Raw genomic sequence first — 26,380 nt, forward strand, 5'->3', positions numbered from 1 at the left:
GGGCCGCGGCCGGGGGGCGCCACCGGCGGCTGCCAGGTGGTGACTCCGAGTCTGCGTCGGGTGCCTAGCCGATCCCTCGCCCGACCGCTGACCCTTTCCTTGCGGAGGCACTTGCGGTTCCCCTTGCAGAGCGCGGCGGCTTCGGCGGCCGGGGAGGACGCGGTGTCACTCGTCCTCGGTCGGCCCGCCCTTCAGCCGCAGACGCGCTTCCTCGGCGTCCGGATGACCGATGTCGTCAAGGATCCGCACCGCCTGACGCCACAGGGCGACGGCGGTGGTCCGGGCGCCCTGGGCGTCATGGGTGTCTCCCATGTGCAGCAGGGTGTCCGCTTCCAGGTAGCGGTCGTTCATGCGCTGGTAGAGCTTGAGTGCGCGCCGGTAGCAGCTCAGGGCCCCCAGGTGGCGGCCCAGGTGGTGGTGGGCAAGGCCGAGGCTGTCCCACGCCGCCGCCTCACCGTTGGTGTCACCGATCGTCTGGTGCAGTGAGACCGCCCGGCTGCACCAGGCCACCGCCTGCTCGTAGTCCCCGATCGCGATGTAGGTCCACCCGGTCTCGTTCAGCACGCTGGCCTGACCGCTGCGATGGTCCGTGTATCGGTAGAGGTCGAACGCTTCGGCGTACTGGCGCAAAGCCTCGCTGTGCAGGCCGTGGACGTTGGCCAGGAAGGCCAGCGAGCGGCGGGTGCGGGCCTGCCCCGCGGCGTCGTCGAGTTCCGTGAACATGCGCAGGGCGTGCCGCAGCATGACATCCGCGCGTTCGTCCTGGGCGAGCCTCCCGTAGGCGAAGCCCAGGGACCTGCGGGCCTGGGCCTCACGGAGCGGGTCCCGCAGCCGGACGGCCGCGTCCACCGCTGTCTCCTGGATGCCGACCTGGTCCTGCCAGCGGCCCCGGCGGTCGAGGTACAGTTCCAGGGTCTGTGCCAGCAGCCAGGCGTGGTGCAGGAAGCCCTTGCGCTCCGCGTGTCCGACCGCGGAGAGCAGGACGGGCAGTTCACGGTCGAGCCAGGCCGTCGCCTCCTCCTGTCCCGCGACGGGTTCGGCCACGACTCCCGGCTCGGCGTCGGGTTCGAGGCTCCATTCGATGCGGTTCGGGGTGAGCGCGCTCGCGGCGGCGTACGCGCTGTGCAGGTAGTGGTCGAGCAGGCGCCGCAGGACGGTGTGGCGGGTGTCCTCGTCGTCGCTGTCCCGGCTCAGCTCGGCCGCGTGGACCTTCAGCAGGTCGTGGAAGGCGAAGCGGTTCGACGTCAGCTGGGTCAGCAGATGGGCGCCGGCCAGTGTGGCCAGCAGCGCCCTGACCCGCCTGAGCGGCAGCGCGGCGAGGCTGGCCGCGGCGGCGACGGAGATGTCCGGCCCGGGGTGCAGCGAGAGCAGCCGCAGCAGTCGTGCGGCATCGGGCCCGACGCTGTTGCAGGACCAGGAGAAGACGGTACGGAGGTCGGTGTACGGGTCCTCGCCGGCGAAGACGTCCAGGCTGCCGTGGTCGGCCCGGAGCTCGGCCGCGATGGACGCCAGGGGCAGGTGCGGCTGGGTGGCGGCGCGCGCGGCGATGATCGCCAGGGCGAGCGGCAGCCGGCCGCAGAGGTCGATGATCTCCTCGACGGCGTCGGGGTCCGCGGCGATCCGGTCCCGGCCCAGGTGGCCGACCAGCACATCATGGGACTCCTCCCGGCTCAGCAGGCCCAGAGTCAGTGGTCGTGCGCCGTGGGTGGCGACCAGGCCCCGCAGCTGGGTGCGGCTGGTGATGATGACGAGACATGAGGAACTGCCCGGCATCAGGGGGCGCACATGCTGCGAGTCGCGGGCGTTGTCCAGGACGACCAGGACCCGCCGTCCGGCCAGGAGGCTGCGGTAGAGGGCGACTTGGGAGTCGAGGTCCGCGGGCAGCTGTCTGGCGGGAACGCCGAGCGCGATCAGGAACGAGCGCATGGCCTCGGCGGCGGCCATGCTGTCGCCGCTCGGGTCGAACCCCCGCAGGTTGACGTACAGCTGGCCGTCGGGGAACCGGTGGGCGAGGCGGTGTGCCAGGTGCACGGCGAGAATGGTCTTGCCGACGCCGGCCATCCCGTCGATGGCGCTGATGACCACGGACGCCGCTCCCGGTCCCTCGCCGATCGTGTCCAGCGAGCCGGTGATTCGCGCGAGTTCGTCCTTACGGCCGACGAAGGTGCGTAAGTCCGGGGGCAGTTGCGTGGGCCGCACGGTCAGCGGTGCGTTCGGCGGGGTGTTCAGCAGCCGCGGGGGCACGGCGGGCTCCGCCATCTGCGCCGGGGGGCCGTCGCCCGAACCGCCGGTGGCCGCTTCCTCCTGGCGCAGCAGACGCGCGCGGGCCGCGCTGAGCTCCGGGCCGGGGTCGATGCCGAGTTGCTCGGCGAGCCGGGAGCGTGTGGCGTCGTAGAGTGCGAACGCCTCGGCCTGGCGGCCGGTGTCGGCGAGCGCCTGCACAAGTCGCGCGTGCAGGGACTCGTCGAGGGGGTGTTGCGCGATGGCGCGTTGCAAGAGGGGCAGGACCGGCTCGGGTTCGCCCGACGCCAGCATGAGGTCGGCGCCCTCCCGCAGAGTGGCCAGGTACTCGCTGTCGACGGCGGAGAACACCGGGTGGGCACGGACGTCCTGAGGGACGCCCTGTGCGGCCTCTCCCCGCCACAAGGCCAGTGCCTCGGTGAAGAGTTCGACGGCAGAGCCCGACGTGCCGCCGGCCGAGGCCTCCCGGGCCCGATGCGCCAGGTCGCGGAAGCGCAGCAGGTCCAGGGTGGTGGCGTCGACGTTGATGGCGTAGCCGCCGGCGCGGCGTACCAGCAGTTCGCCCGGCGCGCGCGGGGGGAGCCCCGGTTCGAGCAACTTGCGCAGCGTTCCGACGTGTCGGTGGACGACGTTCACCGCGCTGTGGGGAGGGTCGCTCGGCCACAGGACGTCCACGATTCTGCTCAGGCTCACGGGCTGCCCGGCGTGGAGCAGGAGCAGGGCCAGCACGGCGCGTTGCTTGGGCGGTCCCGGTGGCAGTTCCACACCGTCCCGCCAGATCTTGATGGGGCCCAGAACCGCGAAAGTGACCTGATGATTCATGTCTTCCTGGAGCCCCGCCCGTGCGGGCTGTTAGATCGAATGTGCTGATCACAAGTCTATGCGGCGACTTGTACGGCAGTGGGGCACGACCCGCCGCATGTGGTCGGACATGGCGCATTCTGAGCGTCAGTCCATCGGCACTCTTTCTACACAAGCGCGGGCGTACTCTCGGCTCGCCCTCACATGTGTGACGAGCGAAAGGCATATACGCCAGGTATGACGTACACAGCGGAAGTGCAACGAATCCGGCCCGTCGCGGCAGACCTGTCACTTGACGCATTTGGCGTGATGACGGCCAGATGCGGCAGTGAGCAGGTGCACCTGGGGCCACCGCGGCACCGGGCGGTACTCGGCCTGTTGCTGCTGCGGCTGGGGCAGGTGGTCCGGGCCGACCAGCTCGTCGACGAGCTGTGGGGGGAGCACCCGCCCCGGCGTCCGCACGCCACCCTGCAGACCTACATGTCGCACCTGCGCCGGGCGTTGACGTCGAAACGGGGTCCCGACAAGACGGCCGCTCCGCTGCACTACCGCGCCCCCGGATACGTCCTCACGCTGGAGGCGGGGGCCGTCGACCTGTACCGGTTCGACCAGCTCGTGGCTCGCGGGCAGGCCCACGCCTCCGAGGGCCGGTTCGAGCTCGCCCGCGATCTGCTGGGCTCCGCCCTGGAGTTGTGGCAGGCGGACCCCTTCCTGGACCTCACGTCCTACGCCCCGCTGGCGGAGGAAGGCGCACGGTTGCAGCATCTGCGTACGGCGGCCGTGGCGGCCCGCGCCGACGCGCTGCTGGCCCTCGGCGAAACCGGTGACGCCGTCGCGGCGCTGCGCCGGGAAGTGACCCGTTGCCCCACCGACGAACGCATGGTCGCCGGCCTGATGACCGGCCTGTACCGTCTCGGCCAGCAGGCCGAGGCGCTCCGCCTCTACGACCGCACGCGGACCCAGCTGTCGGAGGAACTCGGGGTGGCTCCGAGCGGCGAGCTGCAGCGCGTCCACCTGGCCATACTGCGTCACGAACTTGGCGACATCTCACCGGCGCCCCGCCGGATCGAGGCGCGGAGCCACCCGCAGGAGGCCGAGCGCGCTTCCGACGGTGCACGCGACCCGGGCCGTCCTGCGCGGATCGGCCCCGGATCCGGCGCCGGCTCCGCCCGGGTGACCGGTGCGGACGTCGCGGGCACGTCCGAGCTCGGACGGCGCGGCCCCGCGCCGGATTCCCCGCTCTTCGAAGGACGCGAACACGCTCTCGCCGCAGTGCGGTTGTCGGTCACGGCCGCGCTGCGGGGCAGCGGGCACCTCACCGCGGTCGTCGGCGAGGCCGGGGCGGGCAAGACCGAGTTGCTGGCTCGGGCCACCACCGGCACGGATGAGTGGGTCGAGGGTACGAAGGTGATCCGCGTCAGCTGCCGGAACACACAGGGGACGCCGGAAGGCTGGGTGTGGCATCAGGTGCTGCGGCAACTGACGGCCCCGGGCGGGGTGTCGAACGACGCTGTGGCACCGCCTTGTTCGCACGATGCCATGACAACGTTATCCGGCCAGGAGGCGGCACCGGCCGACGACGGCCGCGTGGCACGGATGCACTTCCTTGCGCACGACGCGCTGTGCGAATCGATTCTCCGCCACGCCGACGACACTCCACTCCTGCTCGTCGTCGAGGACGTGCACCGGGCGGACCACCCCACGCTCGACATGCTGGGGCTGTTGAGCGGCCGGACCCACGGCCGCTCCATGAGCGTGGTGATCAGCGCAAGGGAACCCGGGCTCGGGACGGACCCCGAGCCCGACGGCCCCCTGCAGGAGCTGCTCGCCGACTCCCGTGCGGAAGTGGTCCACCTGGACAACCTGTCCGAGGACCATGTCCACGCCCTGGTCGCGGCTCAGGCCGGGCCCGGACTGGACGCCGCCGTGGTGCGGGGACTGTACGAGCGGAGCGGCGGCAACCCGTATCTCCTCGGCCGGTTGCTGGCGCACGCGGGTGGCGCACGCCGACTGCACGACGCGCATGCTTCCGAGAGCGCTCTCACCGGAATCCCCACGGGGGTGCGCAGCATGCTGCGCCGACGCCTGGCCGCACTTGCGCCACGCGTCCTGCGGGTGCTCAGGAGTTGCGCCGTGCTGGGTCCCGAGGCGGAGATGACCCTGCTCACGGGTGTGCTGGGCGATGGCGATGGCGATGGCGATCCCGACGCCCAGGCCGTGGAGGAGGCACTGCGCACGGGCCTGTTGCGTCGTGACCGCGACCAGTCCCACGGGCTGGCGTTCCGCCACGGTCTGGTCCGGGACGTGCTGCTCGACGAGATGACCGACCGGGAACGTGCCGCCCTGCACATCAGGGCCGTCGACGTACTGAGCGCGCGCGTGGGCGGCTGCCCCGAGGTGACCCCGCGCCTTGCCCACCACGCCTGGCAGGCGGCACTGACGTTGCCCACGGACCAGGTGCTGCCGCATCTGCTGCGCGCCGGCGAGCAGGCGGCCGTGGAAGGCGGCTACGACAGCGCGAGGACCTGGTTCCGCCGTGCACGCACGCTGCTCTCCTCCACCCCCCCGACCAGTGGGACGACGGCGCAGGCGCTGTATCTGAGCCGGCGCATCCTGCAGATCGACAGCGTCACCCGCGGCTACGGCGACCGCGAGGTGGAGGCCGAGTCCCAGCGCATCCTGAGGTTGTCGGCCGCCACGGCCGCCCTGGCGGCGGAAGAGCCCGCCCTGCTGTTCCTTCAGTGCATCGCCAAACTGGTCACCGGCCGCCATGAGGAGGGCTCGCGCCGTGTCGAGCAACTACGCGTCCTGGCGGAGGAGTCGGACGCCCCCGAGGTCCGGCTGCACGAAAGACTGGCCCGTGGCATCCTTCACCTGCCCAGCCGCCCCGCCGAGGCGCTGACCGCGCTGACGGAGGCGGAGCGCACGGCCGAGAGCCTCTCCCCCAGGCATCTGGCTCGGCTGACGCACCGGACGCAGCACGACCCTCGATTCCTGGCCATGAACCACCGTGTCCTCACCCTCTGGCTGCTCGGCGCCACCGACCAGGCGCTCGGACTGTCCGAGGACCTGCTTCTGCTCACCGGGCACGAGGGCACCCCGGTCGACCGGGCCAGCGCTCACTACTTCCATGCGCTGGTCGCCGCCCTGGCCGAGGAGCCCGACGCGGTCGCCGCCTCCAGCGCCCGGGGCCTGGAGATCGCCCGCGCGCACGGACTGCTGCACTGGACGAGCATGCTCCAGGTGTGCCACAGCTGGGCACAGCACCAGCTCGGGGCGCCGGACGCGCTCGACGCCCTGGAATCGGCGGTCGACGAGCTGTCCGAGCGGCAGCTGCGGATCCGTCTGCCCCTGCATCTGGGCCTGCTGGCGCAGGCCCAGCACGGCGCTGGTGCGGTCGAGGCCGCCCGGGAAACACTGCGCCGGTCCGCCAGGGAGATCAAGTCCCGTGGAGAGTACGCGTATCTGAGCCCCGATCTGCCGTTCAACCGGCTGCCCCGCCTCCGGCTCGTGTCCGGCGGTCAGTAATACGGCCGATGGCATTTTGGTACCGGCCCCAGTTCAGGGCCGGCGATCGCGGTCAGGTTTCATTGGAGTTTAACGGAGCAGTCATCATCGACGTCTTTTCACCCTACAAACAGGATGGCGAAAAAGAGATCAACCGATTGAACTGGGCACGACTTCCATGCTTAGCTTCCTGGCGACCCGCGGCAATCCGACGACGATGCGCGGATTGCTGCACGAACGCTTTCGGAGGCGTAGCGGATGAAGATCCTAGGGATTACCAACAACGACTTGGCCGGCGCATGCCTCGTACGTGACGGAGAAATCGTCGCCGCGGTGAGCGAGGAACGCTTCACTCGAGTAAAGGACCACAAGACCTGGCCGGCTCGTTCCATCGAGTTCGTGTTGCGAGAGGCCGGCACCTCCTTACAGGAGATCGACCGGGTCGCCTACGGCTGGTGCGCGGGATTCGACGCCGACAAGCACCTCCTGCTGTACGTCGACCGGGTCGCCGAAGAGGCGCAGCAACGACCGGAGGGACTCGTCCACCTGCGCAAGCGGATCTCCGACGAGATACGCAACGACAAGGCGAAGCGCGCCGAGTTCGACGAGTTCGTCGACAAGAACGGACTGCGCGGCAAAGCGGTCTACGTGGACCATCACGAGTCCCACGGCCTCGGCGCCTTCCTCTGCTCGCCCTTCGACGAGGCGCTGGCCGTGACCTGCGACGGACGAGGCGACTTCCAGTCCCTCACGGTGACGCACTGCTCCGCGGACGGCGAGCGGGTGCTCCAGCGGGAGACCTCCGCGGACAGCCTCGGCTACTTCTACGGGCGGATCACCAAACTGCTGGGATTCACACCGAACCGGCACGAGGGGAAGATCACCGGCCTGGCCGCGCAGGGCGACCCGCACAAGCTTCTCCCGCTCATGCAGAGCATGATCGACATCACCGAGGACGGGACGATAAGGGCGCGCACCGGAGACTTCTTCCAGCCCTCCTACGAGGGTTACTCCGAGGAACTCCTGGACGAGATCGCCAAGCACGACCGGGCCGATGTCGCCGCCGCCGCGCAGGCGCACGTCGAGAACCTGCTGACCGCGCTGGTGGCCCGCCACATCGGAGAGGTTCCGAGCGGCAACGTCTGCCTGGCCGGTGGCGTCTTCGCGAACGTAAAGCTGAATCAGCGCATCTTCGACACTCCGGGGGTCCGCAACGTATATGTCCTGCCGCCGATGGGCGACGGAGGGCTGCCGCTGCAGTCCGCAGCCGTCATCGCCTACCGGGAGACCGGAAAGCGGCACCGGGTCCCATCCATGGCACTGGGGCCGGATGCGGCGATTTCCGAGGGACAGCTGGAGGAAATCCTCCAGGACTACCCCGGGCTTCGTTTCCGGCGAATCGACCACGGTATTCAGGAAGTCCTGGTCCGTGCCCTGGACAAGGAAAAAGTCATCGGCCTCTACCGCGGCCGAATGGAATTCGGCCCCCGGGCGCTGGGCCGACGCAGCGTCGTCTACCGCACCGACGACCCGGCCATGAACGACTGGCTCAACAAGCGCCTGAACCGCACGGAGTTCATGCCGTTCGCCCCGATCACGGCGGAGGAACTGGCGGCGGACTGCTACCGCGGCTGGGAGCCCGACCACCCCTCGGCCCTGTTCATGACCATGACCTACGACTGCACCGAGCAGTTCGCCAAGGCGTGCCCAGCCGTGGTGCACGTCGACAACACCGCCCGCCCGCAGATCGTGCGCCGGGCTGACGACCCCTTCCTGCACGGCCTGTTGCTGGCCTGGTACGCGCAAAGCGGCCAGGGCGCGCTCGTCAACACGTCGTTCAACAAGCACGAAGAACCTATCGTGGGCTCGCACCGCGACGCGCTCGATCCGCTGCAGGACGAGGTCGTCGATCTGCTGCTCATCGACGACGTCTACCTGGTGTGGAAGGACGGCGCGAACGGGGTCACGGACGAGCTGACGAGCTGACGACCGATCGCCGGCCGAACGGCGCGAGCGACCGGGTGAGGAGAACAATGCAGTCAAAAGCCGGTACACACCACGACGTCGATGCCGTCGTCTTCGACATGGACGGAGTCCTGATCGACTCGCGGCCCGTGATCGAGAACGCCTGGCGCGATGTGGCACGGCGCCACGGCAGGACACTGACGGCCGCCGACGCCGAGCGGTACGTGCACGGACGCACCGGGTCCGAGACGGTACGACTGCTGTTCCCCGACCACTCGGACTCCGACCGGTCGGCGATCTGGGCGGAAGTCGACAAGGTGGAGGAGGAAGCCCCCTATCCGGCCGTGCCCGGCGCCGACGCGCTGGCGACCGGGCTGGCCGACAGGGGCGTCCTCCTCGCCCTGGCCACCAGCAGCTGGGCGCGCAAGATCGACAACGCGCTGGGCGGACTGGATCTGCTCGACGTGTTCGCCGTCCGGGTCACCCGCGACGACGTCACGCACGGAAAGCCACACCCCGACCCCTACCTCGCCGCGTGCCGGCGATTAGGCGTCCGGCCGCAGCGCACCCTCGTCTTCGAGGACTCGGTCAGCGGGGTGCGCTCGGCCGTTTCGGCGGGCGCCGTCTGTGTCGGCATCGGCACGCACGAACTGATCGGGGCCGGCGCCATCACCGTGGCTCCGGACTTCACCAACCTGTCCGTCGCGCACGCCAAGGACCGCGGGGAGAGCCTGGTCCTGACCGGGCTCGACGCCCGGATCACCATCACCGCGGCGGGAGAGCGCGCCCGTGCCTGAGTCCACCTCCCAGCCGGAGACCGCACCGACCGCGCTCCCCGAGACCCCGCCCGGTGCCATGACGTCCGGCACGGTGCCGTCCGCGCCGCCGGCACCACCCACGCAGCCGGTGCCGTCCGCATCGCCGGAGGCGTCGGTACCGCCGCTGTCGCACGTTCCGTACGTCGCCAAGGCGGCGGTCGTCTCCGCGTTCTGCGTGTTCTTCGTGCTCGGCGCGCTCACCGCGTCCCTCGGAGCGTCCCTGCCGTACCTGAAGCAGGAGTTCGGCCCCGGGCACCAGGTCGGCCGCATCGTCTCCTTCTACAACTTCGGGGCGCTCACCGCGACTGCCCTGATCGGGCTTCTCGGCCGCCGGGCGAGGCCCCGGCCGACGATCACCGTGCTGCTGGCGGTGTTCGCCGCCGCGACCGCCGGCATGGCGGTCAGCCCCGGCTGGGCCTGGTACCTGTTCGCCGCCACCGTCGCGGGTCTCGGCTACGGCGGCCTGGTCCTCACCCTCAACACCGCCTTCGCCAGGGGCTTCGGCGACAACAGCGTGGTGATGGTCAACCGTCTCAACGCCGTGTTCGGCATCGGCGCGATCCTCGGCCCTCTGGCCACCGGCCGGACGGACATCCGTCTGCTGTCCCTGGCGGCCTGTCTGCTGGCGCTTCCCTGTGTCCTGGTGCGGCGCATGGGTGCCGTGCTCGAACACCCGGGCCTCCCGCGGGCGGACGATGCCCCCTCCCGGCTCAGGCGGCCGAGCGCGGTCATGGTGCTCTTCCTCGTCACCGGACTGCTCTATGCGGGCCTGGAGACCAGCATCGGCGCGTGGCAGTCCACGCAGCTTCAGCGAAGCGGCTGGAGCCTCCAAGCGGCGACCATGGCCGCGTCCGGGTTCTGGGCGGGTATGGCGGTGGGCCGCCTGGTGGTCCCCCAGCTCACCAAGCGCCTTGCGGCCCGTACGTCGGTCCCGCTGTATCTCGTCACCGCGCTCGGGGCCCTGCTGCTGGCCGCCGTGCCCCACCTCGCCATAGCCGCGTATCCCCTGGCCGGGCTCTGTCTCGCCCCCGTGCTGCCCACCGTCATCGCCTGGACATCCGGTGTGGCGGACGTCCCCCAGCGCGCCACATCCGTTCTCACACTGTGCTGCATGGTCGGCAACACGAGCGTTCCCGCGGTGGTGGAGACGCTCACCGACACACGGCCGTCGGCGGCGATACCCCTCACTCTCGCCGGATTCTGCGCGCTGTGCCTGCTGTTCGCCGTGCTCGCCCGCCGTGCACGGCAGCCACGGCCCGCCTGACGCGACGGGGGCGATGCCGAGATCGCCCCCGTGCTCCGGCGCGGATCAGAACGCCGTGTGGGCGAACCAGTGGTCCAGAGCCGCGGTGTCGCCGACCACCTCGAAGGCAGGTTCCTGGTACGACCGGCGTCCGTAGAGCAGCAGCAGGAGATCCGCTGCCTGCCCGCGCACCGCCGTGTGCGCCTTGGACGGTACGGCTGCGGCTTGTGCCCGTGGCAGCAGGCGGAACCCGTCCGGCTCCAGCCGCACGTACCACTCGTCGCCCGCTGCCTCGGCGGAGTCGGTGCACTGGAAGGCGATGGTCTCGCCGTCGCCGTGCAGCTTCGACACCCCCGCCGCGAAGAGGTGCGCGTGGGGCAGGTTGACGAGGAACTCGTCCACGCCGTCCGCCGCGAGCACCGGGTCGAGAGTCGACTCCCGGCCCACCGCACGCTCCGCGTCCACCCGGTGCACCAGCGTTTCGAACAGCATCCGCCGGGCCCAGAACCGCGCGTGCTGGTCCTCGCCCCAGGCCCACATGGCCGCGCCGGGGTCCGTGCTCCGCAGCACGGCCGCGACATCGGGGACGCCCGCCGCCACCCAACGACCGTAGTCCGCAACGGATTCCGGCAGCCCCAGCTCCACGTCCCGGCTGCGCGGAGGCTCCTGCACCAGCCGGCTCAGCAGGGTGCTGAACCAGCGCTGCACCGCACCCACGTGCCGGGTGAGCTCGGCGAGCGTCCAGCCGGGGCAGGAGGGCACGGCGGTCGTCGGCTCCGCCCCTTCCACCACCTCGGCGAAGCGCAGGGTCTCACGCTCGATTGCCTCCCTGTAGATGTCGTAGGGCAGAGGGTGTCCCGCCCGGCTCGTCGCCTCCATCTGCCGCCGCCTTCCCGTCCGCAGCCGATCATGTCGTGATCAGTGTGGATCCTGGAGTCCACTCGAAGGCAAATCCCCGTTCGCGGAGGTTGCCCGGCCGGCTCCGGGGCCCGTGGTCAGCGCAGCCGCACGAGGAAGACGTCGCCCCTGAGGTTGGTGTCCCCCCGCACCCAGTCCTTCTTCCGGGACTGGAACGCCGCCACGCGCGCGTGCCTGTCGTAGACGGGGGCGCCCATGCCGGTCCCCGGCACCAGGTTCGTCGCGTCGGACTCGAAGGCGACGTACCGGCCGTCGGCTCTGACCGACGGGGCCCGGGAATCCCCGTCGCCCTGGGTGCCGTCGGCGGCGACGCTGACGCGCTCGACGCGCAGGACCGGCTCGGCGGCCGTCGCGACCGGCACCGCCACAGGCGCAAGGATCGTGACCGGCGCGGCTCCACCCGCCGTGCGCGCGGCTCTTGCGCTGTGGACATGTTTCCGCCGGGAAACCGTCTTCCCCCGGACCCACGCCGAGGGCACCCCCGGATGCAAGCGCATCGGTCGCACCAGGTCAATCGGCCCATCGTCGTTTGGGTGATTTGGGTGATCAGGCGGTGTGCCGCGCGGTCATCGCCCGGCTCGCCCGCACATTCGTGCCAGGCTCGCAAGCCGCGTCGAGTTCCCAGCGGAGGCCGCAATGTCTGGTGCACCGGAAGCCCTTCGGCGTCCCCGGTGGCTCGTGCCGAACGCTCTGCGGGCCTCGGTCGTCCTGGCCCTGGTGACCGGGATGGCCGGCTGCGGGGCCGGTGGCACCACGCCCCACAGCGGGGCTGGCACGAAGTCGCCCCAAATGGCGGGCAGCGCAACCCTGTTCCCGGGTGCGCAGGGCCAGTCCGATGACGCCCGGATCGAGTTTCCGCGGGCGGATCCGGGCGAGTCGGCCAAGGTGAACGTCAGTGTCGCCAACACCACGGACAAACCGATGAAGGTGGAAACGGCAAAGCTGGTCGGCCCCTCCCCGACCAGCGCCTCCAACGCACCGGCCATCGCCGAGGACACCTGCGGGGGCAGGACTCTCCAGCCGCACCAGACCTGCAGCTTCGCCCTGCTCATTCCTCCCGGTACCGCCGAGGGAGGTCTTCAGGTCGAAGTCAAGACGGACCAGGGCGATGTGACGGCGTCCGTGGCACAGCGCGAGCCCAGTCCGGCAACGTCGGCCGAGCAGACCGGGACGCCCGGGACGGGCGGGACGGGTACGCCGACACCCGCGCCGCAGCAGACGAGCACGCCGGCCGGCCCGACGACCGGCCCGGACGGCACACCCACGGAGCGGGAGACCACCCCGGGCGAGGCGCCGTCGGCCTCCCCCACCTGACCGAGGGCGCCGGTGCGGCTCACTCCTGGCCGCGGACCTCGACCCGGACGGAGTTGTCGTCGTTCAGGACCAAGGTGATGTCCCCGTCGGCCAGACGCTCCGTGGGCACCAGGTAGTACCGCGTGCTCGACTTCGCCAGCACGCGGAACCCGATGCACCGGTACCGGTAGGGCAGGTAGGCGGCGCCCCGGTCCACGCAGTGCACGTTGGGGGCCGACGGGAAGATCGGCTGCCGCAAGTGGATCAGAACGGGCGTCGTGTCGCGGAAGTTGTTCTCTGCCTCGTCCCGCGCCGCCGACGTGCCCGCTCCGTGGGCGTAGCGAGCCAGGGCGAAGAACACGATCAGCGCTGTCGCGGAGACGAGGAGTCCTTCCGTGATGCCCCAGAACCGCCCGCCGCGGCGCTGCGGATCGCGGATCAGGTACATGGCGCACAGCACAAGGAGCGCGCCCACGGCCACGAGGACGGCGGGCAGGAGGACCCGCAGCCAGCCGACGGGCAGAAGGACCCACATCGTGGTCCGCCACCACGCCGGCTCCAGGAAGACGGGGAAGCTGAGCAGCAGCAGGCCGACGCCCACCGCGCCGAGCACCCGGGTCACCGGGCCACGCCGCTCCGCCGCGTCCGGCTGCGAGAGCCACCGCTCCAGTGCCCGGAAGGCGAGTACGCCGATGATGCCGAGAACGAGCAGCACCCACAGGGGGAGAAAGACGGCCGCCGGACTGCCGAGCAGGTAGTCCTGTGGCGTGAACTCCAGTTCACCGACGCCGAGACCGAAGTAGGCGTAGTACGCGCTGCGGTAGGTGTAGCCGAAGTAGTACAGGAGGGCGAAGACGACCGATCCCGGAGTGACGATGTACGCGGCCTTCTCGAAGAAGGACTTCTCCGTGGTCTGCTGTCCGCTCACCCACACTCTCCCCGCGCTTTCCCCGCTCTCTCCCGGCAGGCTGAACCTAATGTCGGGGAACCGTCCGCCCGGCACATCGACACGCGGACACAAGGGGGTAGCCTTCGCTGACCCGGAACCGGCTTCCCGGCTCTGGAAGGTGAAGGAGCGACAATGCCTCTTCCGAGCGTCCTCGCGGTGTTCGCGCATCCGGACGACGAGTCCCTGTCGGCGGGCGGGGTGCTCGCCCGCCACGGGGCCGCGGGAGCCCGGACCGCCGTGGTCACGGCGACGTGGGCCGAGGGCACCCGGCGTGCTGCCGAGCTCGCCGACGCGCTGCGGATCCTCGGAGCCGGAGAGCCGCGGATGCTGGGCTACGCCGATGCCCGCGCGCCGCAGTCGGCCCCGGGCGGTCTCCGGTTCCGCGACGCGCCGCTGGAGGAGTCGGTGCGGCGGCTGGTCACCCACATCCGGGAGTTCCGCCCGGACATCGTGGTGACCCATGACGCTTATGGCGGGCTCACCGGCCATCCGGACCATGTCCACACCCACCGGGTGACCACACTCGCGGTCCAGGCCGCCGGGATGGACCGGCTCTACCCGGAGTCCGGCGCCGCCTGGCGGCCGAGCGCCCTCTATCTGGCCACACACCCCGACTCCGCTGCCCGGGCACTGGGCGGACTCCTGGTCCGGGAGGGCAGGGCGATGTACAGCGTCCCGGACCAGTGGGTCACCGCAACGGTCGATGTGAGGCCGTGGCTCGAGCAGAAGGTGGCCGCCGTGCTGGCCCACCGCACCGAAGTGCGGCGGGGAGCCCTGCCGGGCCGGCTCGCCGGCCTCCCGCCCGCGGTCCGGGAGAGGCTGTTGTCCACGGAGTGGTACATCCGTCACGACGTCGTCCCCACGGCACCGGACCGGACGGCCCAGACTGAGCTCACCCGCTGAACCGGCCGGCCCCCGGCGCTCATCCCCTGCGGGACCTCACTCGACCACGACGAGCAGATCACCGCCCTCGACCTGCTGGATGCGATTGATGGCCGGCCTGGTCACCCGGCCCGACCTGGGGGCGGTGATGGCGGCCTCCATCTTCATCGCCTCGATGGTGGCCACGGTCGCACCGGCTTCCACCTCGTCGCCCTCGGCGACCGCGAGCGTCACCACACCGGCGAACGGCGCCGCCACGTGCCCGGGGTTGCTCCGGTCGGCCTTCTCGGTCACCGGCACATCGGCAGCCGCCTTGGTGTCGCGTACCTGGATCGGCCTCAGTTGGCCGTTCAGGGAGGACATCACGGTGCGCATGCCGCGTTCGTCCGCCTCGCCGACGGCCTGGAGCTCGATGAGGAGCCGTACGCCGGGGTCCAGGTCGACGGCGTACTCCTTGGCGGGACGCAGCCCGTAGAAGAAGGCCTTGCTGTCCAGGACGCTGGTGTCTCCGTAGGCCTGGCGGTGGGTCTCGAACTCGCGGGTCGGCCCGGGGAACAGCAGCCGGTTCAGGGTCGGGCGACGGGACTTCTGCAGGCCCTCACGGTCCTCGTCGGTCAGCTCCTGTACGGGCCTGGCCTCCGCACGGCCCTGGAGTGCCTTGGTGCGGAACGGCTCCGGCCAGCCGCCGGGCGGGGTGCCCAGCTCGCCGCGCAGGAAGCCGATGACGGAGTCGGGGATGTCGAACCTGTCCGGCGTCGCCTCGAAGTCCTCCGGCGACACCCCGGCCCCCACCAGGTGCAGGGCCAGGTCGCCGACCACCTTGGACGACGGGGTGACCTTGACCAGGCGGCCCAGGATGCGGTCGGCGGCGGCGTACATCGCCTCGATCGCTTCGAAGCGGTCGCCCAGTCCCAGCGCGACCGCCTGGGTGCGCAGGTTGGACAGCTGACCGCCGGGGATCTCGTGGTCGTAGACGCGTCCGGTCGGTGAGGCCAGGCCCGCCTCGAACGGCGCGTAGATCTTGCGGACGCTCTCCCAGTACGGCTCCAGGTCTCCGACGGCCTTGAGGTCCAGGCCGGTGGGACGGTCGGAGTGGTCGGTCGCGGCGACGATCGCGGACAGCGACGGCTGCGAGGTGGTGCCCGCCATGGAGGCGACCGCGCCGTCCACCGCGTCGGCGCCGGCCTGGATCGCGGCGAGGTAGGTGGCGAGCTGACCGCCCGCGGTGTCGTGGGTGTGCAGGTGCACCGGAAGGTCGAACTCGCGGCGCAGTGCCGACACGAGCGTGGCCGCGGCGGGGGCGCGCAGCAGCCCGGCCATGTCCTTGACGGCCAGGACGTGCGCGCCGGCGGCCACGATCTGCTCGGCCAGGCGGAGGTAGTAGTCGAGGGTGTAGAGACGCTCCGCGGGGTTGGACAGGTCGGCGGTGTAGCACAGGGCCACCTCGGCGACGGCCGTACCGGTCTCCCGTACGGCATCGATGGCCGGCCGCATCTGGCCCACGTCGTTGAGCGCGTCGAAGATCCGGAAGATGTCGATGCCGGTGGCCGCGGCCTCCTGGACGAAGGCGTCGGTCACCTCGGTCGGGTACGGCGTGTAGCCCACGGTGTTGCGGCCGCGCAGCAGCATCTGCAGGCAGATGTTGGGCACCGCCTCGCGCAGTGCCGCCAGTCGTTCCCAGGGGTCCTCGGCGAGGAAGCGCAGGGCGACGTCGTAGGTGGCACCGCCCCAGCACTCCAAAGACAGCAGTTCGGGCAGGGTCCGGGCCACGACCGGGGCGGCGGCGAGGAGGTCCTTGGTGCGCACCCGGGTGGCGAGCAGGGACTGGTGGGCGTCACGGAAGGTGGTGTCGGTGACGCCGATGGTCGGCGACTCGCGCAGCCGCCGGGCGAAGCCCTCCGGGCCGAGCTCGATCAGCCGCTGCCGGGAGCCCGCGGGCGGCTCGCCGCCGGGCGGCGTGGGCAGTTTGGTGGCGGGGTCGATCAGCTCGGGCCGCTCGCCGTGGGGCTTGTTCACCGTGACGTCGGCGAGGTAGGTGAGCAGCTTGGTGCCGCGGTCGGCGGAGTGGCGGGCGGTGAGCAGGTGCGGCCGCTCCTCGATGAACGAGGTCGTGACCCGGCCGGCCTGGAAGTCGGGGTCGTCGAGGACGGCTTGCAGGAAGGGGATGTTGGTGGCGACCCCGCGGATGCGGAACTCCGCGACGGCGCGCCGGGCGCGGCCGATCGCGGCCCCGAAGTCCCGGCCCCGGCAGGTGAGCTTCACCAGCATGGAGTCGAAGTGCGCGCTGATCTCCGTACCGGCGTGCGTGGTTCCGCCGTCCAGGCGGATGCCCGAGCCGCCCGGCGAACGGTAGGCGCTGATCCGGCCGGTGTCGGGTCGGAAGCCGTTGGCCGGGTCCTCGGTGGTGATACGGCACTGGAGGGCGGCGCCGCGCAGGGTGATCGTGTCCTGCGAGAGGCCGAGGTCGGCCAGCGTCTCGCCGGACGCGATGCGCAGCTGTGCCTGCACCAGGTCGACGTCGGTGACCTCCTCGGTCACCGTGTGCTCCACCTGGATGCGCGGGTTCATCTCGATGAAGACGTGGTTGCCGTCGCGGTCGAGCAGGAACTCGACGGTGCCCGCGTTGCGGTAGCCGATCTCGCGGGCGAACCGCACCGCGTCGGCGCAGATCCGGTCCCGCAGCTGCGGGTCGAGGTTCGGCGCGGGCGCCAGCTCGATCACCTTCTGGTGGCGGCGCTGCACCGAGCAGTCCCGCTCGAACAGATGGATGACGTTGCCCTGCGCGTCGGCGAGGATCTGCACCTCGATGTGGCGCGGATCGACGACGGCCTTCTCCAGGAACACGGTGCGGTCACCGAAGGCGGACGCCGCTTCGCGGGACGCGGCCTCGATGGACTCGCGCAGCGCGGCGGGGTCCTCCACCCGCCGCATGCCGCGCCCGCCGCCCCCGGCGACCGCCTTGACGAAGACCGGGAAGCCGATGTCCTCGGCGGCACGGACCAGCTCGTCGACATCGGTGGAGGGTGCCGAGGAACCGAGGACCGGCACGCCGGCCGCCCGCGCGGCCGCCACCGCGCGGGCCTTGTTGCCGGTCAGCTCGAGCGTGCCGGCATCCGGCCCGACGAAGGTGATGCCCGCCTCCGCGCAGGCGCGCGCCAGTTCCGGGTTCTCGGACAGGAACCCGTAGCCGGGGTATACGGCGTCCGCCCCTGCCCGCCGTGCCGCACGGACGATCTCCTCCACGGAGAGATAGGCCCGCACCGGGTGCCCCGGCTCGCCGATCTCATAGGCCTCGTCGGCCTTCAGCCGGTGCAGCGAGTTGCGGTCCTCGTACGGGAAGACGGCCACGGTTCGCGCGCCCAGCTCGTAGCCCGCGCGGAACGCGCGAATCGCAATCTCGCCGCGGTTGGCGACCAGCACCTTGCGGAACATCCTGGATCCCTTCGGCCTGCCGGTGAGTGAAGACCATGGTGTCGGCGACCTGCGCGTCATGCCATGTGAGCCGGGCCACTCACCCCAGTGTCTCCCTCAAGCGGGCCCGGTACGACGGGGCCTTGCGCGGAGACTCACTCGTGGTCGCGGCCGCTGCCCGCCTGCCCTCGCCGTCACCCGCGGTGCCCAGGAGCCGTGGGTGTCGCGGTGTGTGCCGCTGCGGCAGTCGGCCGCCGACGTCGGCCTCGAACTGGGCCGGGTACCGGGCCGGTTACCGGGCCGGTCACTGGTCCTGAGCCGCCGGAGACGGCTGCGGTGGTCTTCGCCCGTCTTCCCCACTGCTCGGCGCGGGACCGCGGACCGCCAGGAGCGCGGCGCCGAGGTCTGCTGTCGTACGGGGGTCGGAGAGTGCGCGGCCGGTCAGTTCCTCGATACGGCGCAGCCGGTAGCGGACGGTGTTGGGATGGACGAATAGGGTCTGCGCCGTGCCGGCGGTGGAGCCTGCCGCGGCGAACCAGTGCTCCAGCGTCTCCAGCAGGCGCGCCCGTTCGGGGGCGGGGAGGTCGAGCAGGGGCTTGAGGGTCACGTGCGCCAGATGTGCGGCCTCGGCCGGGGCAGCGGCGACCAGCATGGCCAGGGGCCTGTCGTCGAACCGCGCGACTCCGGGACCGGTCCCCGTGAGGCCGGCCAGCGCGAGCCGGGCGAACCGCAGGGCCTGTGGGGTGTCGCGCAGCGAGTCGAAATCGGGGCTGACGCCCACCCGGGCGTGCGCGCGGCGCAGGATCCGCAGCACCGTGCTCGCGGCCGTCGGCGTGGTCAGTGCGACCACACCGATCTGCTGGTCGGGCAACAGCCGCCAGGCGGACGGCAGATGGGCATGGCGCAGCGCGGTCTCGATGCCGGCCAGCGGCTCCGTGCCGGGTGCCGCGGACCCGGCCGCGACGACGGCGTAGGGTCCGCGCTCGGGCAGGCCGAGTTCGCGGGCGGCCTCCCACAAAGTGGTGCGGTCGGCGATGACGCCGGTGAACAGGGCTTCCACCAACGCCGAGCGCCGGGCTTCGCGGCGCAAGGTCAGTTCGGCGGTCGTCTCCCGGTGGGCCTCCGCCACGGCCTCGGCGTAGAGGCCGAACAGCGCCCAGATCTCCGCGGACTGCGCCACCAGTTGGGCGTCGGGCACCCCCGGATGGGTACGCGACTCCTCGAGGATCTGCGTCCACAGGAACTCGAAGCCGATCCGGTAGGCGTGCAGGGTGTCGGCCAGCGGCATGCCCTGCTCGGCGCGGATGCGGCCGGTCTCGTGGGCCGGTCCGGGGTCGGGGGCACCGGCCCGGCGCAGATGTCTGAGGATCAGGTCGGCATTGGCCGTGCACGAGCGGCGCAGCGACTCGAGGGGGATCAGCGACTCGTCGCGGTAGGCGTCGATGTCCGAGCGGATGCGCTGCGCCATGCGCTCGCCGAGTTCCGGAAGCCTGGCGTGGAGCGCCGCGACCACTCCCGAGAAGTCCATTCCCGCAGTTTATCGCCCTGGTTTTGTGTCCAGGCACAATGCGGGACGGGGGACGCTGTCGTCCCTCCCATAGGTCGCCGCGGCCGACGGCAGCACCATGTCCTCCACGTGAACGGCGGATTTCGACGGTGACATTCGTGGAGGCGGGTCATGCCCAATCTGGCGGAGTTCCTGGTGCGGACGGCGGCTCGGCAGCCGGAGCGGCCCGCGCTGCGGCTGGGAACGCGGGTCACCGCGTACGCCGAACTGGACGAGCACAGCGCCCGCGTCGCCGCTCTGCTGCGGGCCGAGGGCGTACGGCAGGGGGACCGGGTGGCTCTGATGCTGCCGAACGTTCCGGAGTTCGTCGTCCTCTACTACGGGGTGCTGCGCGCGGGGGCCATCGTCGTACCGATGAACCCGCTGCTGAAGAGACGTGAGACCGAGTACCACCTGAACGATTCGGGTGCCGTGCTGCTGTTCGAATGGCACGAGGCGCCCGGCGAGGGCGCGCAGGGCGCGGCCGCCGCCGGGGTCCGGCACTTCGTCGTCGAGCCGTCCTGCTTCGCCGGGCTGCTGACCGAGCACGAGCCGCTGACCGAGGTGGCGGAGACGGCCGGGGACGACGTGGCCGTGCTGCTGTACACCTCCGGCACCACCGGGCGGCCCAAGGGCGCCGCCCTCACCCATGCAGGACTGCGGCACAACACCGAGGTCAACACGGTCAGCGTGCAGCGGATGACCTCGCAGGACGTGGTGGTCGGCTGTCTGCCGCTGTTCCACATATTCGGTCAGGTCTGCACCATGAACGTGGCCGTCCACAGCGGCGCCTCCCTCACCCTGGTGCCCCGCTTCGACCCGCAGGCCGTGCTGGAGGCCATCGCCCGCGACCGGGCCACGGTGTTCGAGGGCGTACCGACGATGTATGCGGCGCTGCTGCAGCATCCCGCGGCGGCGGACGTGTCGACACTGCGGACCTGCGTCTCCGGCGGTGCCGCGCTGCCGGTGGAGGTGCTGCACGGCTTCGAACGGCGCTTCGGCTGCATGGTGCTGGAGGGGTTCGGCATGTCCGAGACCAGCCCGGTGGTCTCCTTCAACCACCCCGACCGCCCGCGTAAACCGGGCTCCGTCGGCACCCCGATCCGGGACGTTCAGGTGCGGCTGCTGGACGCCGAGGGCCAGGACGTGGCCGTCGGAGAGGTCGGTGAACTGGCGGTTCGCGGACCGAACCTGATGAAGGGTTACTGGAACCTGCCCGCGGAGACCGCGGCCGCCATCCCCGACGGCTGGCTGCGCAGCGGTGACCTGGCCCGGCAGGACGAGGACGGCTACCTGTACATCGTCGACCGCAAGAAGGACATGATCATCCGCGGCGGCTACAACGTCTATCCGCGTGAGGTCGAGGAGGTGCTGCACGAGCATCCGGCCGTCGCCATGGCGGCCGTGGTGGGCCTGCCGGACCAGCGGCTCGGCGAGGAGGTCGGCGCCGCGGTGGTGCTCCGCAAGGGTGCCGAGGCCACACCCGAGGAGCTGCGGCTGTTCGTCAAGGAGCGCGTGGCCGCGTACAAGTATCCGCGCGCCGTGTGGCTCGTGGACGCGCTGCCGACCGGGGCCAGCGGCAAGATCCTCAAGCGGGAGATCAGTGTGCCCGTGCAGTGACGGGGCAACGGCCCTGCCGGCGACCGTCGGACCGGGCGGGCGGGGGTCCGGGTCGTCCAGGGGCAGGACGGCGGCTGCCGGGTGAGGCCGCGTCGCGATCGTGGGGAACATCTGCATAGTGACCGCGGCGGCGGACACAAGAGGAGGGGGCGACAGTCCCGCGCCACCGCCTCCTGGGACCGTCCGCCCGCAACCGGTGCCCCTCGGGGCGACGGCGCGCACGACCGGCCCTTCTTACGATGGCGGCGGATGGAGGAGCTCATGGCGCTGGACGTGCGGGACCGGGCTCGCCGTCGACAGAGATGGGCGGCCAGGGCGTCCCTGGCCGCGGCGGCGCTCGCGGTGCTGCTCCCCCTCGTCTACGGCGGCCCCGCAGGGGTACTGCTCGCCGCGGCGGGGCTCGCCGGGCTGGCTCTCACAGCGGCCGCGGTGTGGTGGGCTCTCTCCCGCCGGGGTCTGGCCCGAGCGGTCGCTGCCCTGGTCGCCGCCGTGACCCCCGCCGCCGTCATCACGGTGTTCGCGGTCACCTTCCTCTGGAGCCTGCTGGTGTCCCTGGCCCTGTGGGCCCTGGCCGTGTGGGCCGGACGATACGCCCTGCGCAGCGCGGGACAGCGGCCCCTGCCCATGCGGGAACGACAGACCCCGCCTCCCCGGCGGCCGTTTCTGATCATGAATCCGCGGTCGGGCAACGGCAAGGTCGCCCAATTCGCCCTGCGGGAGAAGGCCGAGGCCCTGGGCGCACGCGTCGTCCTGCTCGATCCCGAGCAGGACCAGGACGTCGCCGCCCTGGCCCGCGCGGCCGTGGCGGACGGGGCGGATCTGCTGGGAGTCGCCGGCGGCGACGGCACTCAGGCGCTCGTCGCCGCGGTCGCCGCCGAGCACGGGCTTCCCTTTCTCGTCATCTGCGCGGGCACCCGCAACCACTTCGCCATGGACCTCGGCCTCGACCGCGACGACCCCGCCTCCTGCCTGACCGCCCTCACCGACGGTGTCGAACTCCGTGTCGACCTCGGCTTCGCCGACGGCCGCCCGTTCGTCAACAACGCCTCGTTCGGCACCTACGCGGCCGTCATCCAGAATCCGGCCTACCGCGAGGACAAGGTGGGCACCGCGCTCGACATGCTCCCCGACCTGCTCACCAACCGGCAGGGACCGCGCCTCACCGCCCACGCCGAGGGCGTCACCATCACCGATCCCCAGGCGGTGCTGGTCAGCAACAATCCCTACCGGACGGGCGATCCGCTGGGCCTTGGCCGACGCGATCGGCTGGACAGGGGGGTGCTCGGCGTCCTCGGTGTCACAGTGAACAGCGCCGCCGAGGCCGCGTCTTTGCTGCTCGCTCCCGAGCCGGAGGAGCTGACCGTGCTGACCGCGCGAGAGGTGCTCGTCGAAGCCGATCTGCCTCAGATCGAGGTCGGCCTCGACGGCGAGGCCAACATCCTGCCCGCTCCGGTGCACTGCCGCATCGCCCACCGCGTACTGCGGGTACGTGTCCCCCGCCACCGGGTCGGCGTCCCCGAGGGCGCACCGCGCCTGGACTGGCGGCGTCTGCGCAAGCTGGCCGCCACCGTCGGGCGCACGGCGGCGCCGAAACGCCGGGGCGAGCGGAGTGAGCGGGGTGCCCTTTCCACGTCCGGCGCGGACAGCCATCGGTCCGGCGCAGACAGCGCTCGGCCAGGTACACACGGCCATCGGGATGCGGGCGCCCATCGTGACGAGGCCGCGGACGGCATGCCGTAGTCGCCGGGTCTCTCGTCCCGGGAGCGCGCAGGGAGGCGGCGAGCCTCAGACAGGGTCGGCTCCGGCCCGTGCCGGGCCCGAGGCGGCGATGCTCTTCGGCACCACCTGTTCGGCCCAGATGACCTTGCCGTGGGGGGTGTAGCGGGTGCCCCAGCGCTCGGTCATCTGCGACACCAGGAACAGGCCCCGGCCACCTTCGTCGGTGGTCGCGGCGGACCGCAGATGCGGCGAGGTGCTGCTGGCATCGGCCACCTCGCAGGTCAGGGTGCCGTCGTAGATCAGGCGTACGTGGATCGGCTGGCCGCCGTACCGGATGGCGTTGGTGATCAGCTCACTGAGCACGAGTTCGGTGGTGAAGCCGAGCTCGGTCAGGCCCCACTCGTCGAGTTTGGCGGCCGCCTCCGCGCGGATCTCCGCGACGGCGGAGGCCTCGGGCGGCACGTCCCAGTCGGCGATCCGGTCGGACGACAGGACGCGGGTGCGTGCGATGAGCAGCGCCACGTCGTCCTGCGGCCGCGGGGGCAGCAACGCGTCGAGGACGGCCTGACAGCTCTCCTCCGGCGGCCGGCCGGGGTGGCCCGCGAGGGCACGGCGCAGCAGTTCCATGCCGTCGTCGAGGTCGCGGTTGCGGTCCTCGATCAACCCGTCGGTGTACAGCACGAGCTGGGTGCCTTCGGCCAGGTCCAGCTCGGCCGTCTGGAAGGGCATGCCGCCGAGGCCGAGCGGCGGCCCGGCCGGCAGGTCGGGGAAGGTGACGCTCCCGTCGGTGTGCACCAGGGCGGGCGCCAGATGCCCGGCGCGCGCCATGGTGCAGCGCCCGGTGGCGGGGTCGTAGATGGCGTACAGGCAGGTGGCACCGACGACGGGCGCCGCGGTGTGGGTGCTGGTTTCGTCCTGGTCGATACGTCCGACCAGGTCGTCCAGGTGGCTGAGCAGTTCGTCGGGCGGCAGGTCGAGGGTGGAGAAGTTGTGCACCGCCGTACGCAGCCGCCCCATGGTGGCGGCGGCGTGCAGGCCGTGGCCGACCACGTCACCCACGACCAGGGCCACCCGGCTGCCCGGCAGGGCGATCACGTCGAACCAGTCGCCGCTCACCCCGGACTGGGCGGGCAGGTAGCGGTGGGCGAACTGAAGTGCGCTGTGCTCGGGCAGGGCACGCGGCAGCAGGCTGCGCTGGAGGGTGATGGCCAGGGCGTGCTCGCGGGTGTAGCGGCGGGCGTTGTCGATGCTGACCGCCGCGCGGGCCACCAGCTCCTCCGCCAGTGACAGATCCTCTTCGTCGAAGGGGCCGTGCTCCTTGGAGCGCCAGAAGTTGGCCATGCCCAGCACGGTGCCGCGGGCCTTGATCGGCGCGGTGACCAGGGAGTGGATGCCGTAGTCGACGATCCGGTGGGCGCGCTCGGGGTCCTGGGCGTACCACCCCTCGGCCGTGGACAGGTCCGTCACCAGCTCGACCCGGCCGCTGCCGTAGCCGCGCGCCTGTGGGGTGGTGGGCGCGAAGTCGATCAGCCGGCCCTTCTCGTACAGGGGAGCGTCCTCCTGGACGCCGCACGTCGCGATGCGGCGCATGCCCGTCGCGGTGGGACCCGGCTCCTCTCCGTGCAGCACGTTGTCGGCCAGGTCGACGGTGACGAAGTCGGCGAAGCGGGGAACGGCGACGTGGGCGAGCTCGTCGGCCGTCGTCGCCACATCCAGGCTGGTGCCGATGCCCAGACCGGCGTCGTAGAGCAGCCTCAGCCGCTCACGGGCGCCCTCCGCCCGGCCGGACAGGGCGGCGAGCTCGGTGGTGTCCCGCAGCGTCACCACCCATCCGCACGGTCCACCGTCACGATCCGTCGGCCGCTGGTTGACCGCCAGCAGCCGGGGCCCGGCCACGTACACCTCGTCGGTGGCCTCCCGCCCGGACGTGAGCAGGTCCGCCATGTCCGCTTCCAGGGTCGGCACGGCGGCCACCTGCTGGCCCTCGGCGTCCGGTGGCAGCTGAAGGAGCCGCTTGGCCTCGTCGTTCGCGAGCACCAGCCGCCCGTCGCCGTCCACGATGAGCACGCCCTCGCGTACGGAGTGCAGCACCGCGTCGTGGTGGTCGTACATGCGGCGCATCTCGTGCGGGGCCAGGCTGTGGGTCTGCCGCCGCAGCCGCCTGCCCACCAGCGCCGTGACCCCGGTGGCCGCGAGCAGTGCGGCCGCCCCGGCGGTCAGGATGATCGGTATCTGGCGGTCCACCTGGCTGGTGACGTTCTTGACCTTCAGACCCGCGGAGACGAGGGCGACCACCTTGCCCTTGTCGTCCCTGATGGGAACGGTGGCCTGCTCCTCGTGGCCGAGAGGGCCGTGGACGCTTTCGGTATAGATCTTGCCCGCGAGCGACGGGCCGATGGTGCCGACGAACCGCTTGCCGATCCGGTCCGGCAGGGGGTGGGTGTAGCGGATGCCCTTCGTGTCCATGACGACGATGAAGTCGACACCGGCGGACTTGCGGCCCGCCTCCGTCAGCGGCTGGAGCACCTTCGAGGGGACGGGGGCGTGCAGGGCGGTCAGGATGCCCGGGGAGTTCGCGAAGGTCTCCGCCACGGCTATGGAGCGGCGCCTGGCCTCCGCGTTGGTGTCCCGGTCCGACTGCAGCAGGAGGGCGAACACCGCGAAGCCGACGAGCAGCAGAGCGAGCACGACCTGGAAAACGAACACCTGCCCGGCAACGCTTCGGGGACTCTTACCCACCAGCGACCGCAGCGACACACGTCGAAACCGGAAAAATTGGTGCTCCATTCGGCCTTTCTAACATCTACCCGGCCAAGCCGTCACGACCCGGGCCGATGAACCTTTACCACAAGCTCATCTCCAGTTGTCTGCTCACACACGGACAGCAGCAGTTTTCACCTGTCACACAGGCACCAAGTGGACCATGAGCCCCAGCAGCACCGAGTTTCAGCAGCGCCTGCCGGCCAGGAAGCCGGCGATCGACCTCTTCGTCCCTTCGTCCGGCGCTTGAACCAGTCGCGCGGTCACGACGAACCCGGCCTGGTCCAGGAGGTCGGCGATGCGGTCCGCGGGCAGGAAATGGGACTCGAAGGGTGCGGCGTGCTCGCCGTAGGCATGCGTCCGACGCAGATGCTCCCCATGGCCCACCCGGCCCACCAGCAGCAGACGCCCACCGGGCACCAGGGTGCGACGGAACTCGGCGAAGACGACCGGCAGCAGCTCCGGCGGCGTGTGGTGGATCGAGTAGTGGGCGAGGATGCCGCCCAGCTCGTCGTTCCCGATGTCCAGCGCGGTCATGCTGCCCACGGTGAAACGCAAGTGGGGGTGAGCCTCTCGGGCCAGTTCGATCATTTTCGGCGACACGTCTACACCGCAACGCCGTTGCATTAGCCGTCAGGCCCGGCGTCAATGTCTCCGTCCTTGACCATCTTGAAGTCCAGCGTGTACGTCTGCACGGTGCGCGGATG

The 26,380-nt window shown here is 71.2% G+C and carries 15 protein-coding genes and 1 pseudogene; 8 read left to right on the plus strand and 8 right to left on the minus strand.

The features are described from left to right. Window positions 1-165 precede the first annotated feature (165 nt). Complete coding sequence (locus AB0A61_RS33080; protein ID WP_361300641.1) at window positions 166-3,063, minus strand: BTAD domain-containing putative transcriptional regulator; 2,898 nt, start codon at window positions 3,061-3,063, stop codon at window positions 166-168. 288 nt (window positions 3,064-3,351) lie between these two features. On the opposite strand from AB0A61_RS33080, the gene AB0A61_RS33085 reads away from it, so the two are divergent. The 4 genes from AB0A61_RS33085 to AB0A61_RS33100 all read left to right on the plus strand — a co-directional run bounded on the left by AB0A61_RS33085 (window position 3,352) and on the right by AB0A61_RS33100 (window position 10,596). Continuing rightward, entirely contained in the window at window positions 3,352-6,570 is a 3,219-nt protein-coding gene (locus AB0A61_RS33085) for a BTAD domain-containing putative transcriptional regulator (RefSeq protein ID WP_361300644.1), read from the plus strand. A 237-nt stretch (window positions 6,571-6,807) separates the two neighbouring features. Next, the gene (locus AB0A61_RS33090; protein WP_361300647.1) at window positions 6,808-8,535 is read left to right on the plus strand and encodes a carbamoyltransferase C-terminal domain-containing protein; all 1,728 of its coding nucleotides are present in this window, start codon (window positions 6,808-6,810) and stop codon (window positions 8,533-8,535) included. A gap of 47 nt (window positions 8,536-8,582) precedes the next feature. Continuing rightward, the gene (locus AB0A61_RS33095) at window positions 8,583-9,311 is read left to right on the plus strand and encodes an HAD family phosphatase (RefSeq protein WP_361300650.1); all 729 of its coding nucleotides are present in this window, start codon (window positions 8,583-8,585) and stop codon (window positions 9,309-9,311) included. After that, a complete protein-coding gene (locus tag AB0A61_RS33100) occupies window positions 9,304-10,596 on the plus strand; it encodes an MFS transporter (RefSeq protein ID WP_361300653.1) in 1,293 nt (430 codons plus the stop codon). The genes AB0A61_RS33095 and AB0A61_RS33100 overlap by 8 nt, the downstream gene beginning before the upstream one ends. Window positions 10,597-10,641: 45 nt before the next feature. Here AB0A61_RS33100 and AB0A61_RS33105 read toward each other — a convergent pair whose 3' ends face one another. Then, window positions 10,642-11,454 (minus strand): maleylpyruvate isomerase family mycothiol-dependent enzyme, encoded by an 813-nt coding sequence (locus AB0A61_RS33105; protein WP_361300656.1) that lies wholly within the window; start codon window positions 11,452-11,454, stop codon window positions 10,642-10,644. Between the two features lie 116 nt (window positions 11,455-11,570). Next, on the minus strand, window positions 11,571-11,861 hold the full coding sequence (locus tag AB0A61_RS33110) for a hypothetical protein (protein ID WP_361300659.1): 291 nt from the start codon (window positions 11,859-11,861) through the stop codon (window positions 11,571-11,573). Window positions 11,862-12,171: 310 nt separating this feature from the next. On the opposite strand from AB0A61_RS33110, the gene AB0A61_RS33115 reads away from it, so the two are divergent. Then, complete coding sequence (locus tag AB0A61_RS33115) at window positions 12,172-12,807, plus strand: hypothetical protein (protein ID WP_361300662.1); 636 nt, start codon at window positions 12,172-12,174, stop codon at window positions 12,805-12,807. A 19-nt stretch (window positions 12,808-12,826) separates the two neighbouring features. Here AB0A61_RS33115 and AB0A61_RS33120 read toward each other — a convergent pair whose 3' ends face one another. Continuing rightward, a complete protein-coding gene (locus tag AB0A61_RS33120; RefSeq protein ID WP_361300665.1) occupies window positions 12,827-13,714 on the minus strand; it encodes a hypothetical protein in 888 nt (295 codons plus the stop codon). A gap of 153 nt (window positions 13,715-13,867) precedes the next feature. On the opposite strand from AB0A61_RS33120, the gene AB0A61_RS33125 reads away from it, so the two are divergent. Next, complete coding sequence (locus tag AB0A61_RS33125; RefSeq protein WP_361300668.1) at window positions 13,868-14,638, plus strand: PIG-L deacetylase family protein; 771 nt, start codon at window positions 13,868-13,870, stop codon at window positions 14,636-14,638. 36 nt (window positions 14,639-14,674) lie between these two features. On the opposite strand, the gene AB0A61_RS33130 is transcribed toward AB0A61_RS33125, so the two are convergent. After that, window positions 14,675-18,049 carry a pyruvate carboxylase gene (locus AB0A61_RS33130; RefSeq protein WP_361300671.1) on the minus strand — a complete coding sequence of 1,125 codons (3,375 nt, stop codon included), beginning with the start codon at window positions 18,047-18,049 and terminating at the stop codon, window positions 14,675-14,677. Between the two features lie 283 nt (window positions 18,050-18,332). Next, complete coding sequence (locus AB0A61_RS33135) at window positions 18,333-19,556, minus strand: helix-turn-helix domain-containing protein (RefSeq protein ID WP_361300674.1); 1,224 nt, start codon at window positions 19,554-19,556, stop codon at window positions 18,333-18,335. A 150-nt stretch (window positions 19,557-19,706) separates the two neighbouring features. Between AB0A61_RS33135 and AB0A61_RS33140 the strand changes: the two genes are divergently transcribed. Both AB0A61_RS33140 and AB0A61_RS33145 read left to right on the plus strand, forming a co-directional pair. Beyond that, the gene (locus AB0A61_RS33140) at window positions 19,707-21,194 is read left to right on the plus strand and encodes a long-chain fatty acid--CoA ligase (RefSeq protein WP_361300676.1); all 1,488 of its coding nucleotides are present in this window, start codon (window positions 19,707-19,709) and stop codon (window positions 21,192-21,194) included. Between the two features lie 261 nt (window positions 21,195-21,455). Then, the gene (locus tag AB0A61_RS33145) at window positions 21,456-22,934 is read left to right on the plus strand and encodes a diacylglycerol kinase family protein (protein ID WP_361300685.1); all 1,479 of its coding nucleotides are present in this window, start codon (window positions 21,456-21,458) and stop codon (window positions 22,932-22,934) included. Between the two features lie 45 nt (window positions 22,935-22,979). Here the strand turns inward: AB0A61_RS33145 and AB0A61_RS33150 are convergent, their stop codons facing one another. Together AB0A61_RS33150 and AB0A61_RS33155 are read right to left on the minus strand one after the other, a co-directional pair. Further along, window positions 22,980-25,700: a SpoIIE family protein phosphatase gene (locus AB0A61_RS33150; RefSeq protein WP_361300679.1), complete on the minus strand. Its 2,721-nt coding sequence runs from the start codon at window positions 25,698-25,700 to the stop codon at window positions 22,980-22,982. Between the two features lie 159 nt (window positions 25,701-25,859). Further along, window positions 25,860-26,285 (minus strand): annotated as a pseudogene (locus AB0A61_RS33155) (class I SAM-dependent methyltransferase); the annotation flags it as partial. Window positions 26,286-26,380 lie beyond the last annotated feature (95 nt).

Source organism: Streptomyces sp. NPDC046197 (assembly GCF_040646295.1).
GTDB lineage: Bacteria > Actinomycetota > Actinomycetes > Streptomycetales > Streptomycetaceae > Streptomyces.

Excerpts from the sequence above, each read along its gene's own strand:
- AB0A61_RS33080 (WP_361300641.1), bottom strand. The coding sequence starts at position 3,063 with ATGAATCATCAGGTCACTTTCGCGGTTCTGGGCCCCATCAAGATCTGG.
- AB0A61_RS33085 (WP_361300644.1), top strand. The coding sequence starts at position 3,352 with ATGACGGCCAGATGCGGCAGTGAGCAGGTGCACCTGGGGCCACCGCGG.
- AB0A61_RS33090 (WP_361300647.1), top strand. The coding sequence starts at position 6,808 with ATGAAGATCCTAGGGATTACCAACAACGACTTGGCCGGCGCATGCCTC.
- AB0A61_RS33095 (WP_361300650.1), top strand. The coding sequence starts at position 8,583 with ATGCAGTCAAAAGCCGGTACACACCACGACGTCGATGCCGTCGTCTTC.
- AB0A61_RS33105 (WP_361300656.1), bottom strand. The coding sequence starts at position 11,454 with ATGGAGGCGACGAGCCGGGCGGGACACCCTCTGCCCTACGACATCTAC.
- AB0A61_RS33125 (WP_361300668.1), top strand. The coding sequence starts at position 13,868 with ATGCCTCTTCCGAGCGTCCTCGCGGTGTTCGCGCATCCGGACGACGAG.
- AB0A61_RS33130 (WP_361300671.1), bottom strand. The coding sequence starts at position 18,049 with ATGTTCCGCAAGGTGCTGGTCGCCAACCGCGGCGAGATTGCGATTCGC.
- AB0A61_RS33135 (WP_361300674.1), bottom strand. The coding sequence starts at position 19,556 with ATGGACTTCTCGGGAGTGGTCGCGGCGCTCCACGCCAGGCTTCCGGAA.
- AB0A61_RS33140 (WP_361300676.1), top strand. The coding sequence starts at position 19,707 with ATGCCCAATCTGGCGGAGTTCCTGGTGCGGACGGCGGCTCGGCAGCCG.
- AB0A61_RS33145 (WP_361300685.1), top strand. The coding sequence starts at position 21,456 with ATGGCGCTGGACGTGCGGGACCGGGCTCGCCGTCGACAGAGATGGGCG.
- AB0A61_RS33150 (WP_361300679.1), bottom strand. The coding sequence starts at position 25,700 with ATGGAGCACCAATTTTTCCGGTTTCGACGTGTGTCGCTGCGGTCGCTG.